A 15908-nucleotide genomic window follows, 5' to 3' on the forward strand; every position below is an offset into this window, starting at 1 on the left:
ACGGTATGGGGCATGTCTTCGCCCACCCCTCCGCCGCTGCTCCGGGAGTTCATCGACATCCCGGAGCGCACGAGCGTGAGCGACTTCGTGCTCAAGCTCTCCGACAGTGTCGACGACGCCGATGCCACCCTCCGCGACTACGTGGTCACCGGGAGGTTGCTGGCCAATTTCGACGAGGCGCTCGGGCTGATCCGCTCGGCTGTCGAAGGACACGCCTCCAAGGCGGCGTACCTGCACGGCTCATTCGGTTCCGGCAAGTCGCACTTCATGGCGGTGCTGCACGCGCTGCTGCGGGGTGAGCCCGCCGCCCGTGGCCGCGACGAGCTGGCCCCGCTGGTGGCCAAGCACAGCGTCTGGCTGGACGGCCGCAAGTTCCTGCTCATCCCGTACCACCTGCTCGACGCCCGGTCGCTGGAGCAGCGGGTGCTCGGCGGTTACGTCGACCGGGTGCGGGCGCTGCACCCGGAGGCACCGATCCCGGCCGTCCACCGCACCGACGCGCTGCTCGAGCAGGCCGCCTCGCTGCGGGAGAAGATCGGTGACACCCAGTTCGTCGCCGGGCTTCCCGGCGACGACGCCGAGGACGAGTGGGGCGACACCGAGGCGTTCTGGACGCCGCAGCGGCTGGACCAGGCGTTCGCCGGCGGATACCGCGACGAGCTGCGCCGCAAGCTCGTCAACGACCTGCTGACCAGCTGGAACAAGGGCTTCTTCAGCAACGCCCGCGAGGACGCCGAAGCCTTCATCTCACTTGACCGGGGCCTCACCGAGATCAGCCGGCACGCCAAGGAACTCGGCTACCACGGCCTGATCCTCTTCCTCGACGAGCTGATCCTCTGGCTGGCCAATTCCATCGGAGATCAGCAGTTCGTCTCCCGGGAGATCCAGAAGATCACCAACTTCGTCGAGGGCGGCGACACCCGCCGTCCCATCCCCGTGATCAGCTTCATCGCACGCCAGCGGGACCTGCGGGAGCTGGTCGGCGAAGAGGTCGTTGGCGCGAACGAGCTGAGCTACCAGGACACCCTCAACCTGGCCAGCGGCCGGTTCGACGTGATCAGTCTGGAGGACCGGAACCTCCCCGAGATCGCTCGCCGGCGCCTGCTCAGGCCCGTCACAGCCGAGGCCGGCGTGGCGATCTCACGCGCCTTCGAGAGCACCACCAAGGTACGCCGCGAGGTCTTCGACACGCTGCTCGGCAGCGACTCCGGCAGCGGCGCTGACATCGACGCGTTCCGGTCGACGTACCCGTTCAGCCCGGCCTTCATCTCCACCCTCGTACACGTATCCAGCGCGCTCCAGCGGTCCCGCACCGCGCTCAAGCTCATGCGGCAGCTCCTGGTCGACCGGCGGGACACGCTCCGCCTGGGCCAGCTCGTCCCGCTCGGCGACCTCTACGACGTGATCAGCAGCGGCGGTGACCAGCCCTTCACCGAGAAGCTCAAGGCCGAGTTCGAGATGGCCCAGAAGCTGTACGACCTGAAGCTGCGCCCGCACCTGCTGGGCCAGCACGGGCTGACCGAGGAGGACCTCGACGCTGCCCGCCGGGGAGACCGGCTCAGCCCGGAGGTGACCGGTCGCGTTCGCGCCTTCACCGGTGACGACCGGCTGGTCAAGACGCTGCTTCTGGCCGCCCTGGCCCCCAGCGTCCCGGCTTTGCGGAACCTCACCGGCCGACGTCTGTCCGCGCTCAACCACGGCAGCATCACCAGCCCGATCCCCGGTGGCGAGGTCGCACAGGTCAACCGCAAGCTCGCCGACTGGGCGGGCCAGTTCCCCGAGATCCGGATCGGCGAAGGCGACGACCCGGTGGTGTCGCTGGAACTGGTCGGCGTCGACGTCGACAGCGTGCTCGCGACCGCCAAGCACTACGACAACGAGGGCGCGCGTAAGCACATCGTCCAGCGGCTGCTCTGGAAGCAGCTCGGCGTGCCGTGGAGCGACTCGTTCTTCGCCGAGGCCGGGCTGACCTGGCGGGGCAGCAGGCGCGTCATCGAGTTGGTCTACGGCAACGTCCGCGACAGCAACGACATCCGCGACGAGGCGTTCCAGCCGAACGACCCGGCCGGCTGGCGGATGATCGTCGACTACCCGTTCGACGACGGCAGCCACGGGCCGGCCGACGACCGGCAGCGGGTGCAGGAACTCCTCAGCCGGCGCAACGCACGCACCGTCTGCTGGATCCCGGCCGCGCTGACCGTCGAGCGCCGCAACGAACTGGGCAAGCTCGTCATCATCGACAAGCTGCTCGAGGGGCAGCGGTTCGACAGCCACGCCGAGCACCTCAACCCCGACGACCGGCGGCGCGCGCACGCGGCGCTCACCAACCAGCGCAGCGCGCTGCTGGCCAAGATGCAGGGCGTTCTGCGCCAGGCGTACGGGCTGGCCGCGAAGCAGCCGACCGACGTGCAGCTCGGCTTCGACGACCACCTGCACTCGCTGACCCGGGCGCTGGAACCGAAGCTGCCGATGGGCGCCACGTTCGACGACGCCCTGCGCAGCATCGGCGACCAGATGCTCACGCAGCAGTACCCGGCCCACCCGGACTTCGACCCGGATCGCAAGGGCGAGCCGGTGCGGCTCCCCGAGGTCAAAACCGTTTTCGGGTACGTCCAGCGGGCGGTCGAGTCGCCGGAGGGGCGGGTGGAGGTGGAGCGGGCGCACCGGCAGACCATGCGCCGGATCGCCAACCCGCTGCGGCTCGGCACCATGCACGAGGCGGCGTTCGTCATCGAGGGGGAGTGGGTCCAGCACTTCCAGCACAAGGCCGCCGCCGAAGGCATCACCGGCGAGCTGCGCGTGGCTGACCTGCTTCGCTGGATCGACGAGCCGAAACCGCGTGGCCTCGACCCCGTCGTCGCGCAGCTCGTGGTGGCGGCCTTCGCGGAGCAGACCGACCGGGCGTTCCATCTGCACGGCAGTCAGGTGATCCCGGCACCGGAGCCGGGCAAGGTGAGCGCCGATCACACCCTGCGGGAGGAGAGCCTGCCCGGCCAGGACGACTGGGACCGGGCCCGGACACGCGCCGCCGCCATCTTCGGATTCCAGCCGCTCGCCCTGCGCCGGGGCCGGCTGGTGGCGATTTTCGGCCGGGATTTGGCCACTGCGGCGTCCCGGCACCGGGAGGCCGCGCAAACGCTGGCGAACCGGCTCGAACAGCACGCGAACTGGCTGCGGCTCGATCGGGAGACCGGCCGCTTCGCCACGGCTCGTGCGGCAACGGATCTGCTCGAGGCGCTGGCGACCGGGCGGTCGGCGAAGGAAGCCGTCGAACGGCTCGCGCGCGGTGAACTTGCCGGTCCCGCGGACCGGACCGGCAAGAGCATCAGCAGCGCCGGCCAGGTGGCGGCCGCGCTTGCCGCCGCGCCCTGGGACACGTTCGAGATCGTCGCTGGCCTGCCGGAACCCCACTCGGCCGAAGCAGAGGCGATTCTCGCCGAACTCCGTCGGGTCGCTCAGGCAGATGAACTGACCGCACCTCTGGCCCCGGCGCTGCGCCGCGCTCAGACCGAGGCCACGGCGCTGCTCAAGCGCGCCACCAGCAACACCCCGCCCAGGGTCATCGACGAACCTCGCAAGATCCGTTCCAGGACAGACGAGGACGCCCTCGACGTGTCGAAGGGCGGCGCCCTGCCGAACGGCCGGGTCCTGGTTCCGGCCGGCGAGATGGACCGGGCGGTGGAGCAGTTGCAAGCGTTCGCCAGGGACCACGCCGGCGCCGTCATCGAGGTGACCTGGAGAGTGCCGTCGTGACGCAGGCGCTCGACCAGGCGCTGCGAATCAGCCCCGTAGCGCTGGCCCAGAAGGTTGCGCAGCAACTCGACCGGCACCGTAACGGGGACCCGTACCCGGTCATGCTGGTCCGCGCGGAGCCGGCCTGGCCGCACGAGCCGGTGTTGCCGCTGCCCGGCGGCCGCCAGGCCCGCGTCGTGCCGTGCGTCTCGCCACTGGCCGTCTGGGAGCGTCTCGTCGCCGAACGTGGTGACGAGGTGCTCGTGGTGCTCACCGACATTTCCGGGACCGTTCTCGGCCCCGGGGTGCGCAGCCGCATCTTCCGGCAACAGGTGATCACCGTCGAGCCATGGGACCTGGTCGTCGACGCGTTCGGGGCTCAGGTGCCGGACATGGCTCTGGAGGCGGAGCGATGGGCCGGCCCGGCGCTGCTCGACGCGATGCCGCCGGGCGGGTGGCCCCGGCTCACCACCAAGGTGCTGACGCGGGACGTCGCACTCCGTCACCTGGCCGCCGTGCGGCTCGGCCTGGAGCGGCGGGGAGACGCCTCCAACGATCTCGATGTGGCGACCCTGCTGCGGTGGAGCGTCGAGCCCGGGGCGGTCGAGGCGTTCGGCCTGATCCGCCAGGAGGAGCGCGACGGTCTGGCGCGCTGGCTGGTCGAGCAGTTCGGCAGTCCCGCCCGGGCGCTCTTCGCGCTCGTCGCTGCCGGCCGTGGCGCGGACGCGTTACCGCTGGGCCTGGTTTGCGATGCGCTCTGGACCACCGACACGCCCGACGCCGTGCGGGCCCAGGGCCGCGTCGAACAGTACGTCGGCAACCTCGACGACGATCGGGCGGTGCGCGGACTCGCCGAGTCGGCCGTGCAGGTGGTCGGTGCCATGCTGGCCGACCGCGACGCGGACGTCCGGCGGCAGGGGCACGCCGTCCTGGACCGCGCCGAGCAGCTGCTCATCCTGTTCAACGCCACCGGCAGTGCCGCTCACAGCCCGGTCCTGCGTACGGGCTTCACCCGGCGGGTCGGCGACGCGGCGCAGGCACTCCTCGCCGGCCTGACGGATCCGGCCGACCCGACGCTGGACCTCGCCGTCGACCGACTGGCCGGGCACCGGCTGGCGGAGGTGGAGGCCGAGCGGATACGGCGGGTGCGCATGGCCCAGCGGCTCGTCCGGTGGCTGGGGACCACTGTGGAACCACCGGCCAGCGTCGCAGACGGGGCGCAGCGGCAGATCGCGGAGTGGGGCTGGGTCGACCTGGCGCTGAATCACGTCTGGGCCGGTGAAGATGTGCACCCCGAGCTGCAGCGCGCTTTCCGTGCGGTCCACGACCGGGCGCAGCAGCGACGCCGTGACCTGGACGCTGCCTTCGCCAACCGGCTCGCGGCCTGGGCCACTGCCGGTCCGGGCAACGACGGTGAGCTCCTGACGGTGGAGAATCTGCTCAACCGGGTCATCGATCCGTTGGTTCGCGCGGACCGGCCGGTGTTGCTGGTCGTGCTCGACGGAATGAGTGCGGCAGTCGGCGTCGAACTCGCGGACGAACTGTCCCAGCACTGGGTCGAATACGACCCGCTGGCTCGCGGCGGCACGGGCCGGCGCCGCGGCGTCGTGGCTGCCCTGCCGACGCTGACGGCTGTGTCGCGGACCTCGCTGTTCGCGGGTGCGCTGCGGCTCGGTACCCAGGCCACCGAGCAGCAGATCTTCGACAAAGGGCGGTGGGGCGACGACGCCCGGATCTTCCACAAGGGCCCGGCCCGGGGCGGCGCCGGCGAGGTGCTGGCCGGTGAGCTCAGCGAAGCACTAGCCGGCGCGGCGCGTCTCGTGGCCGTAGTGATCAACACGGTGGACGACGCGCTGGCCCACGGCCGGGAGGGCGACGAGGCCGGCTGGCAGCTCGGAGATCTCGGATTCCTGCGGAGCATGCTGGACCTCGCCCGATCCTCCGGCCGGGCCGTTGTCATCACCAGCGACCACGGCCACGTGCTCGAACGCGGCGGCGAGTACGTCAAGGCCGCCGACGCCGCGTCGGCCCGGCACCGCACCGGCCCCGGGCCTGCCGGATCGGGTGAGGTGGAACTGAGCGGCCCGCGAGTGCTGTCCGAAGGGAACCGGATCATCGCACTCTGGGATCCACTCCGGCGCTACCGCCCCACCAAGGCCGGCTATCACGGCGGGGCCTCGCTGGCCGAGGTGACCATCCCACTGCTAGCCTATCTGTTGCCCAACGTCGCCGACGTCCCGCAGGGCTGGGCCCCGGTGGAGGAGCGCCGACCCGAGTGGTGGCAGGCAAGCGCGCCTGTCGCCAAATCGGTGCCCGCCGCGGTTGCGCCCGTGAAAGCCCGCCGCAAGGCGCCGGTGGTCGCGGGAGAGGCCGCCTTGTTCGACATGCCCGAACCGCCGTCACCTTCCGCGGCACCCGCGGCCGGCGACGATCTCGTGACCGCGCTGCTCGCGACCGAACTCTTCACGGCACAGCACGGCTTGACCCCCCGCAAGGTCGACCGCGCGAAGATCGCGGCAGCGATGCGGGCACTCATCGAGGCGAAGGGCGTTCTGTCCGCCGCCGTGCTCGCTCAGCGGTCTGGCGAGTTGCCGGCCCGCGCCGGCGGCTTCGTCAACACCCTCCAACGTATCTTCAACGTCGACAACTATCCGGTGCTGTCGGTGATCGACGACGGGCGCACCGTCCGGCTCGACGTCGCGTTGCTGCGTACCCAGTTCGGGCTACCGAAAGAGGCGGCGTGAGCGGCGTCAGTCCCGCCCGGCGGCGCGAGGTCATCGACGCGTTGCGGCGTGGGGCGGTGCCCTCGGCCGGCCTGGACCTCTTCGCCGTTGGGCTGGACCGGTTCGTGGGCACGGTGGGTGAAGACCTGGAGACGGTCACCGCCGGCGGCTCGGTGTTCAAGGCGATCCGCGGCGAGTACGGCTCCGGCAAGACGTTCTTCACACGCTGGATCGCGGAGCAGGCCAAGCGGGCCAACCTCGCCACCGCCGAGGTGCAGATCTCCGAGAACGAGACACCGCTGCACAAGCTCGAAACCGTCTACCGGCGGTTGACCGAGCGCCTGACCACCGCCACGTTTCCGCCGAGCGCGCTGCGGCCCGTCATCGACGGCTGGTTCTACGCCCTCGAAGAGGACGTGCTCGCGGCCGGGGAGGTGCCGCCCGAGGACGCGGATGCGCTGGACCGGGCGGTGGGCGTGCTGCTCGATCAGCGGCTGGCCGAGGTCAGCCGCAGCGCGCCCGCCTTCGCCGCCGCGCTGCGTGGTTACCGCACCGCGAACCTCGGGGGTGACCCGGCGACGGCCGACGCCGTGCTCGCCTGGCTCGGTGGTCAACCGCATGTCGCCGCGTCGGCTCGCCGGGTGGCGGGTGTACGGGGGGACCTCGACCACTTCGCGGCGCTCAGCTTCCTGCAAGGCCTGCTCGCCGTGCTGCGGGACAGCGGCCACCCCGGTCTACTGCTGGTCCTCGACGAGGTGGAGACGCTGCAGCGGGTCCGCTCCGACGCCCGGGACAAGGCGCTGAACGCGCTGCGTCAGCTCATCGACGAGGTGCACTCGGGCCGCTTTCCCGGCCTCTACCTGTTGATCACTGGCACACCGGCCTTCTACGAGGGACCGCAGGGCGTCCAGCGACTGGCGCCGCTCGCGCAGCGGCTCGCGGTCGACTTCACCACCGACCCACGCTTCGACAACCCGCGCGCGGTTCAGGTGCGGCTGCCCGGGTTCACCGTCGACGCGCTGGTCGAGCTGGGCGCGCGGGTGCGTGACCTGTACGCGGACGGCTCCGCCGCCCCGGAGCGGGTACTGACACTCGTCGACGACGCGTACCTCGCTGACCTGGCCCGGGCCGTCGCCGGTGGCCTGAGCGGCAGAGTCGGGGTAGCGCCCCGGCTGTTCCTCAAGAAACTGGTGGGCGACGTGCTCGACCGGGTCGACCAGTTCGCCGAGTTCGACCCGCGTCTGCACTACGCGCCGACCCTGTCCACGGCCGAGATGACCGAGGTGGAACGGAACGCCACCAGCGCCGCCGACATCGAGCTGGACGTGTAGGCGAGCGGTATGGCGAACGATGCCGAACTGCTTCACCCCGTGCTCCTGCACCACGTGGTGAACTCGCTGCAATGGCCGGGCCTGCGACCGATGCAGGAGGCGGCGGTGCGGCCGCTGCTCGGTGGGTCGGATGCGCTCGTCCTCGCGCCCACCGCCGGCGGAAAGACTGAGGCGGCGCTGTTCCCGCTGCTCACACGGATGGAGAACGAGCGGTGGTCCGGCACCTCGGTCCTCTATGTGTGCCCGCTCAAGGCGTTGTTGAACAACCTGCTGCCCCGTATCGAGGCGTACACCGGGTGGCTGGGGCGGCGGGCCGCGCTGTGGCACGCTGACGTCAGCACGGCACGGCGGCGGACGATCGTGCGGGAGCGGCCCGATGTCCTGCTGACCACACCTGAATCCCTCGAGTCGATACTGGTCAGCGCCACAGTCGACCATGACGAGTTCTTCCGTGGCGCCCGGGCGGTCGTGGTGGACGAGGTGCACGCGTTCGCGGGGGACGACCGGGGCTGGCACCTGCTGGCCGTACTGGAACGCCTCAGCCGGGTCGCCGGGCGTCCTGTCCAGCGCGTCGGTCTGTCCGCGACCGTCGGCAACCCCGACACCCTTCTGGCCTGGCTGCAGGGCTCCGGCCGCAACCGCGCTCCCGGCCAGGTCGTCGCGCCTGCGCCGCCTGCCTCCCGGGGCGGCGGGCGTCCACCCGGCGAGGTCGAGGTCGACTACGTGGGCTCGGTGCACAACGCGGCGAAGGTCCTGGCCGCGCTGCACCGGGGCGAGAAGCGGCTGGTGTTCTGCGAGTCGCGGGCGCTCGTCGAGGAACTCGGACAGCGGCTGCGCGGCTTCGGCGTGACCACCTTCCTGTCGCACGCCTCCCTGTCGGTGGACGAACGGCGTCGCGCCGAGGAGGCGTTCGCGCAGGAACGCGACTGCGTCATCGTCTCCACGAGCACCCTTGAACTCGGCATCGATGTCGGTGACCTGGATCGGGTCGTGCAGATCGGCGCCCCGAGAACCGTCGCCGCCTTCCTGCAGCGAATCGGCCGGACCGGACGCCGCCCCGGCACTGTGAGGAACTGCCTGTTCCTGGCACTCGACGGCGACGGGCTGCTTCAGGCGACCGCGCTGCTGCACCTCTGGAGCCAGGGCTGGGTGGAGGAGGTCGTGCCGCCCTCCGAACCACGGCACATCGTGGCCCAGCAGATGCTCGCGCTGGCGTTGCAGCAGCACCGCGTCGGCGACCGGCTGTGGCGGCACGAATGGAACGACCTGCCGCCGTTCGACAGCGGCGCCGAACCGATCATGCGGCACCTGGTCGACAACGGCTATCTCGACTCGGACTCCGGACTGCTGTTCATCGGCCCGGAGGCGGAACGGCGGTACGGCCGGCGGCACTTCATGGACATGCTGGCGGTCTTCACGGCACCACCCCAGTTCACGGTGATCTCGGGTCGCGCCGAGATCGGCCGTACCGACCCGGCCCTCCTCACGTCCCGGGTCGAAGGGCCACGTCTACTGCTGCTAGGCGGGCGCAGCTGGCGGGTGACCCACATCGACTGGAAGCGCCACCGTTGCTTCGTCGAGCCCGCTGACGGTGGTGGAAAGGCCCTCTGGATGGCCGGCGGGCTGCCGACTGGGCGTTCGTATCGGATGGTCCGGGCGATGCGGGAGGTCCTCCTCGGCGCGGACCCGCCCGTGGCGTTGACCGGGCGCGCCACCGACCGGCTTGCCGGTCTGCGCGAGGAACACACGGCGCTGGTCCATCCGGCCGGCACGCTTGTGGTTCAGGACCGTCACGGCGAGGCGCGGTGGTGGACATGGGCGGGCTTCCGGGCGAACGCCACCCTCGTGTCGACGCTCAGTGAACTGGCCGACCCGACCCAGCGCCCCGACGACGCGTCGATCCGGTTGCGGGCCGGCCTGACCCGCGAAGAGTTGCGCGCCGGGATCGCGGCCGCCGGTCGACTGTGCCTGCCCTTCGTGGACGACCGTGCGATGACCGGCCTGAAGTTCAGCGCCGCTCTGCCGCGCCGGCTCGCCGTCGCCACCCTGGCATCCCGGCTCGCCGATCTGAAGGGAGCGGAGGCGATCCTCGCGGAGCCCGTCCGCATGACGCATCTCCTCTGATCCGCAGAGAGATCGACGCAGCAACATTTATGGATGTTCGGATGGTGTCGGACGGTTGATCGTCCTGGTCGGATGGCGGAACGGACATCGCCGTTCGACGATGACAGGAGGGACCGTGCGCACACCATCCCGTGCGTTGACGGGGACCACCGCGCTGCTGCTGGCAGCCGGTCTGGTCCTGACCGCCGCCGGCGGCGGCCAGGCGGCACCCCGGGAACAGACCCGTACCCAGGCGCCACCCGACCACCTGCCGGGCGACCGGCACGACACCAAGGCCAAGGACAACCGCAAGGGCCGCGTCGCCGCCAGCGAGCGGCAGCGCGACCGGGCTGCCGCGCTCGGCGCGCGCGTGCGCTGGACCGACCTCGGTACGCCGGCCACGCTCACCTCGACCGGCAAGCCCCTTGCCACCGGCCTGCCCGCCGACCCGTCCGCCGCCGCGCGAGCGTACGTGGCAGCCAACCGGGACGTGCTGGGCCTGACCGCCGAGGGCGCCGCTGCGCTGGAACTGCTCACCGTGGCGCCGATGGGGCAGGGTGCCACGGTGCTGTTCCGGCAGCGCTTCGGCGACCTGCCGGCCGCCGTCGACGGCATGCTGTCGATCGGCGTACGCGACGGAGCGGTGTGGCACGTCAGCTCCTCGCTGGCCCGTGACGCCGGTACGCCGGCCCCCGCGACGATCAGCGCCGAGCAGGCCCGCCAGGCCGCCATCGCCGACGCCGGGCGTGCCGACGCGCAGGTCGTGCGTACCTCGTTGGTCGCGGTCCCCACCGCGGACCGTGGAGCGCGCGCGGCGTGGGAGGTCGTCCTCGGCGCGGACACCACCGGCGCGGACCCGGCCGCCTACTCCACCTACGTGGACGCCCGCGACGGCGCCGTGCTGGTTCGCGAGGACCTGATCGACCACGACGCCGACCACCCCTCGTGGGAGGTCTTCCCGAACTCGCCGCGTGTCGACGGGTCCTCGGCCGACACCCGCAAGCGGTGGTGCGCCGTGCCGGCGCGCGGCTGCGCCGAGGTGGTGGGCGTGCCCGGGCACCCCGCGTGGGACGTGGACCCGGCCACCGGCCGGTCCACCACCACGACCAAGGGCAACAACGCGATCGCGGTGCAGAACTGGAACAGCAACGACCCGTTCAGCGTCGGTACCGAGACCGCGACGCCCCGCCCGGACCGCAGGTACGACTACCCGTGGACGAACCAGTGGCAGGAGCAGCGCTGCAACCCGGAGGTGTTCACCTCGCCGCAGGCGAACGACATCGACGCGGCGCGGGCGAACCTGTTCGCCATGCACAACCGGATGCACGACTGGACCTACCACCTCGGGTTCACCGAGGAGACCTGGAACATGCAGCAGGACAACCTCGGCCGTGGTGGTCTCGGTAACGACCCCGAGCAGGGCAACGCGCAGGCCGGCGGCATCAGCGGCGGTCCGCCCGCGTTCGCGGCGCGTAACAACGCCAACCAGATCACCCCGCCGGACGGCGTCGCGCCGACCACCAACATGTACCTGTGGCAGCCGATGGCGGGCTCGTTCTACGCGCCCTGCGTGGACGGCGACTTCGACATGTCGGTGATCGCCCACGAGTACGGCCACGCGGTCACGAACCGCATGATCGCCGGCCCGAGCGCCGGGGTCAGCTCGCCGCAGGGCATGAGCGAGAGCTGGTCGGACCAGCTCGCCATGGAGTACCTGTTCGAGCACGGGTACGCCGCACCCGGCCGGCGCGGCTTCACCATCGGCGAGTACACCACCGGGGACCCGAACGCGGGCATCCGCAACTACAACATGAGCGACAGCCCGCTGAACTACAGCTCGGTCGACTACGACTTCGTCGGCCTCCAGGTGCACGCCTCCGGTGAGCTGTGGAGCGCCACCAACGCCGACATCCGCGCGGCCATGATGCGCCGCTGGGGCAGCGGCACCCCGGCCGTGCAGAAGGCGTGCGCCACCGGCGCCCGCGACGTGACCGCCTGCCCGGGTAACCGGCGCTGGATCCAGCTGGTCTTCGACTCGTTCCTGCTCATGTCGGTCAGCCAGGTCAGCATGGTCGACGCCCGGGACGCGATGCTCGCCGCCGACCGGATCCGCTTCGGCGGGGCCAACCAGGACCTGCTCTGGAACGCCTTCGCCGGGCGCGGCCTCGGCGAGACCGCGGCCAGCGTCGGCCACACCGACGCCGACCCCACGCCGGGCTTCACCTCGCCGTACGCGCGGGAGGGCTCGCTGCGTCTTCTGCCGGTCGGCGAGCGCGGGCCGGTCGTCGGCGCGCAGCTGTTCGTCGGGCGCTACCAGGCGCGGGCCGTGCCGGTGGCGGACACCGACGCCGCCACCCCCTTGACCGACCGGGTGGACCTGGTGCCCGGCACGTACGAGTTCGTGGTGCGGGCGCCCGGCTACGGCCACACCCGCATCGGCCCGGTGAAGGTCAAGGCGGGCCAGAACCGGACGCTGCCGGTGACGTTGCGGCCCAACCTGGCCTCGGCCACCGCCGGCGCGGCGGTCAGCGGCGACGGGATCAACCTGCCGCAGATCGCCGACGACGACGAGGCCACCAACTGGGCCTCGCTCGGTGCGCCGGTCGCCGGCCGGCAGGTCACAGTCGACCTGGCCGGTGACGTCCAGCAGGTACGCCGGGTGCAGGTGAGCGCCATGCTGCGCCCGCCGGTCACCGGTGACGCCGACGCCGGCACCCAGAGCCGGTACTCCGCGGTGCGGCAGTTCCGGGTTCTGGCGTGCACCGCGACGGGGCCGGTGACCTGCGCCGACGCGGCGGACTTCCGGCCGGTCTACACCAGCCGGCCGGACGCGTTCCCGGCTGTGGCGCCGCGTCCCCGGGCGCCCGAGCTGATCATGCGGTCGTTCGACATCCCGCGCACCAAGGCCACGCACCTGCGTGTCGAGGTGCTGACCAACCAGTGCACCGGCGCGCCGGACTACGCCGGTGAGCAGGACGACGACCCGCGGGCGGCGACCGACTGCGCCACCGCCAGCCCGCAGGCGCAGAACGTGCGGATCGCCGAGTTCCAGGCGTTCACGCACTGATCCACACGGCGGGTGCGGACGGGCGGCTCGGGTCGCCCGTCCGCACCCGCCATCGTGTGTTCACGCGGGGTTCGGGGCGCCGTCGCCGGATCGGGGCTGTACGGCGGGCAGGATCCTCGACAGACTGAGCGGCGACCAGGAAACGATGCTGGTCGATGTCATGCCGGCTCGCTCAAGGAGGATCCCTTGACCCCGTTCCGCGCCGCCGTCACCCGCGTACGCCGCGCCCTCGCCGCGTCCGCCCTGGTCACCGCCGTGGCCGCCGCCGCGCTCGTCGCCCCGTCCACTGTCTCCACCCGGCTCGCCGAGCCCGCCGCGGCCGCCGTCTACGGCTCCTGCACGCAGTCCCGCTGCGCCGACGCGCGCACCGCCCGCTCCGGCTGGTCGGCCAAGAGCTTCCCGACGAGCCGCGGCTGGTACTCGTGGAGCGGCGGCCAGTGCAACTTCGCCGGCGGCCGGTTCTACAACTACGAGGGCCAGTTGCCCTCCGGCGCCACCTACTACGAGTACGACGTCTACCCGCGCGCCTGCAACGCCTCCCGCGACGCGTACCGGATCGTGGTCAACAAGAGCACCGGCGCGACCTGGTTCTCGCCCGACCACTACGCCAACTTCTACCGGCTCTGAGCAGCCTCGGCGCCGGCCGGGCACTCCCCGCCCGGCCGGCGCCGTCGGGAAAGGACGGATCCATGGGCGCGGCGTCCCCGCAGGCACCGGCCTGGCTCGTGTACGACGGCGCACCGCCCGAGCCGGACGGCGGCGCGACCGTACCGGGCTCGGACGGCGGCGCGACCGTACCGGGCTCGGACGGTGGCGCGACCGTACCGGGCTCGGACGGTGGCCCGCAGTCGGGCGGCCGGGTGCTGCCGGGTGGCGGGGTGCTGCCGGGCGGCGTGCTGATGTCCGGCACGCGGGCGCGTACCCGGGCCGGGCTGCACGAGGCGCTCGCCGGGGCGTTGGCGCTGCCCGGCTGGTACGGCCGCAACTGGGACGCCCTCGCCGACGCGCTCGCCGACCGCCTCGACGCCGGTCCGCTGACAGTGGTCGTGGCCGACGCGGCGGACCTGCTCGCCGACGAGCCGCCCGCCCAACTCGGCACGCTGCTCGACGTGCTCGGCGCGGTCGCCGCCAGTGGGCACGAGACGCTGCGGGTGGTGCTGCGCGACCACCCGGACCGGCTGTCCGCCCTGCGCGACCGGGTAGCCGCGGTGCTCGGCCGACGGGTCGGCACCCCACCCTCCGCCGGCTGACCCCGCCACCCGCCCTCTCAGCCACCCGCCCCGGACCACCCGCGCTCGCCGCGCGCCCACCCGCCCCGCCCTCGCCTGGCCGCCGCGCCGGGGCCCGTCGCCGGCGTGCCGCCCGGCCCCAGACCAGGCGGTGATCAAGGAGTTTGCGTCCGGATCAGGCTCCCGCAGAGCCACAAACTCCTTGATCAACGCCGCGGCGGCGGTTCGGGGCGGGCCGGGCAGGGCAGGGTCGGGGAGGGTCGGGGAGGGGGGTGATCATGAAGTTGGCGGGGGTGGGGAGCGCTCTCCGGGCGGTCAACTTCATGATCGACGGGGCGGGGGGCGCGGCGGGGCGGGGCGGGGCGGGGTGGGGCGGGGCGGGGCGCGGCGAGGGTGGGGTGGGGTGGGGTGGAGGTCAGGCGGGGTGGTCGAGGATGGCGCTGAAGCGCTCCTCGGCCAGGTCCAGCTGGGCGAGGATGTGCTGCTTGACCGGTGGGGACAGTGGTGTGTCCGGGCGGGCCACCAGGTCGCGGAAGACCGGCACCAGCGGGCGGTACTTGGTGGCGGCGCGGGTCACCTTCGGCCCGACCGTGTGGATCACGCCCACGCCGTTGTCGGTGAAGTCGGACACCTTGATCACCCGCGCCCACGGCTCCCGTTCGAGGCTCGCCGCCAAGTGCTCCCGGTACTGCTCGTCGCGGTCCCGCCCCGGGTCGTACGCCGGGTTGGTGACCGCCGCGACCAGCCGGGCGACCCGCGCGCCGAACCGGTCGGACAGCGCGGCGAGCGCCGCCGGGGTCGCCTCCGCTCCGGTGCCGGGGTCGAGCCCGGCCAGCTCGGCGGGGTGGTCCTCGACCGCGTCGTGCAGCAGACCCGCGACGATCACGTCCACGTCCCGCACCTGGTAGTGGTGCATCAGCCGGATCGCGACCCGCAGCAGGTGGTTGAGGTAGGGCTCGCGTACCCGCCGGTCGTCGCGGTGCAGGTCGGCGGCCAGGTCGAGCGCCTCGGTCAGCCGGTCGCGGGCGGCCTCGTCGAACGCCTCGATCTCCAGCCGGAACCGGGCCAGCAGGCCGGGCTCACCGTGGATCTCGGTGATCGCGTGCATCGGCATGGTGGCGAGGTAGGCGGGGAACTCCATGCGTCCCTTATAGCTGATCTTCGCTGGATCCGGCGCCCGCCGGGCCGCTCGCGTCGCCGGTGAGGCGCTTGACCAGGCGTACGCAGGTGCCCTCCGGCGTGCCGACGATGGTGGCCTCGTCCATCACCCGCGCCATGATCAGCCGCCCCCGGCCGCGGTCGCCGGTGTCGTCGCCGTCGGCCGCGCGCCAGCCGCCCCGGTCGCGTACCTCGATCTCCAGCCGGTCGCCGCGCAGCTCGGCCCGCAGCGTGGTGATGCCCTCCCGGGCGAAGCGGTAGCCGTGCTCGATGGCGTTGGCGCACGCCTCGCCGGTGGCGATGAGGACGGTGTCGACGTCCCACTCGCTCACGCCGTGGGCGTGCAGCCAGCCGCGCAGCCGTTCCCGGGTGGCGGCGAGCCGGGCCGGGTCGGCCGGCAGGTCGATGGTGAGGACCGGGCCGACGTCGCCGGATGTCCCACCCGTCACGTCCGGCCCTCCGTCCCGTGCCCGTCCCCGGACCTGGGCGCCCACTCGCGCTGTCACCGCCTGATTCTCACCCTGTTGTCCCCGGTGGCCGCCGGTTCATTCCCCCGGCGGCGATG

9 protein-coding genes are annotated in these 15908 nt (G+C 72.3%); 7 read left to right on the forward strand and 2 right to left on the reverse strand.

The features are described 5' to 3' along the window. Positions 1 to 12: 12 nt before the first annotated feature. The 7 genes from BFV98_RS02480 to BFV98_RS32540 all read left to right on the forward strand — a co-directional run bounded on the left by BFV98_RS02480 (position 13) and on the right by BFV98_RS32540 (position 14206). Positions 13 to 3753, forward strand: coding sequence for a hypothetical protein (locus BFV98_RS02480; protein ID WP_071094722.1), 3741 nt, complete (start codon positions 13 to 15; stop codon positions 3751 to 3753). Continuing rightward, complete coding sequence (gene pglZ, locus BFV98_RS02485; RefSeq protein WP_083395220.1) at positions 3750 to 6476, forward strand: BREX-2 system phosphatase PglZ; 2727 nt, start codon at positions 3750 to 3752, stop codon at positions 6474 to 6476. Before BFV98_RS02480 ends, pglZ begins: the two co-directional genes overlap by 4 nt. Next, positions 6473 to 7786 (forward strand): BREX system ATP-binding protein BrxD, encoded by a 1314-nt coding sequence (gene brxD / locus BFV98_RS02490; protein ID WP_071094726.1) that lies wholly within the window; start codon positions 6473 to 6475, stop codon positions 7784 to 7786. Before pglZ ends, brxD begins: the two co-directional genes overlap by 4 nt. A 9-nt stretch (positions 7787 to 7795) precedes the next feature. Continuing rightward, positions 7796 to 9910, forward strand: coding sequence for a DEAD/DEAH box helicase (locus tag BFV98_RS02495; RefSeq protein WP_071094728.1), 2115 nt, complete (start codon positions 7796 to 7798; stop codon positions 9908 to 9910). A gap of 136 nt (positions 9911 to 10046) precedes the next feature. Then, a complete protein-coding gene (locus tag BFV98_RS02500; protein ID WP_255367965.1) occupies positions 10047 to 12956 on the forward strand; it encodes a M36 family metallopeptidase in 2910 nt (969 codons plus the stop codon). A gap of 186 nt (positions 12957 to 13142) precedes the next feature. Further along, positions 13143 to 13583, forward strand: coding sequence for a ribonuclease domain-containing protein (locus BFV98_RS02505; RefSeq protein WP_071094732.1), 441 nt, complete (start codon positions 13143 to 13145; stop codon positions 13581 to 13583). Between the two features lie 62 nt (positions 13584 to 13645). Further along, positions 13646 to 14206 (forward strand): barstar family protein, encoded by a 561-nt coding sequence (locus BFV98_RS32540; protein ID WP_083395221.1) that lies wholly within the window; start codon positions 13646 to 13648, stop codon positions 14204 to 14206. 394 nt (positions 14207 to 14600) lie between these two features. Here BFV98_RS32540 and BFV98_RS02515 read toward each other — a convergent pair whose 3' ends face one another. Both BFV98_RS02515 and BFV98_RS02520 read right to left on the reverse strand, forming a co-directional pair. Beyond that, positions 14601 to 15326, reverse strand: coding sequence for an HD domain-containing protein (locus BFV98_RS02515; RefSeq protein WP_071094733.1), 726 nt, complete (start codon positions 15324 to 15326; stop codon positions 14601 to 14603). Positions 15327 to 15333: 7 nt separating this feature from the next. Beyond that, entirely contained in the window at positions 15334 to 15792 is a 459-nt protein-coding gene (locus tag BFV98_RS02520; RefSeq protein ID WP_071094735.1) for an ATP-binding protein, read from the reverse strand. Positions 15793 to 15908 lie beyond the last annotated feature (116 nt).

The sequence above is a fragment of the Micromonospora sp. WMMB235 genome, assembly GCF_001855515.1.
GTDB classification, from domain to species: Bacteria; Actinomycetota; Actinomycetes; order Mycobacteriales; family Micromonosporaceae; genus Micromonospora; species Micromonospora aurantiaca.

Excerpts from the sequence above, each read along its gene's own strand:
- BFV98_RS02480 (WP_071094722.1), top strand. The coding sequence starts at position 13 with ATGTCTTCGCCCACCCCTCCGCCGCTGCTCCGGGAGTTCATCGACATC.
- BFV98_RS02495 (WP_071094728.1), top strand. The coding sequence starts at position 7,796 with ATGGCGAACGATGCCGAACTGCTTCACCCCGTGCTCCTGCACCACGTG.
- BFV98_RS32540 (WP_083395221.1), top strand. The coding sequence starts at position 13,646 with ATGGGCGCGGCGTCCCCGCAGGCACCGGCCTGGCTCGTGTACGACGGC.
- BFV98_RS02515 (WP_071094733.1), bottom strand. The coding sequence starts at position 15,326 with ATGGAGTTCCCCGCCTACCTCGCCACCATGCCGATGCACGCGATCACC.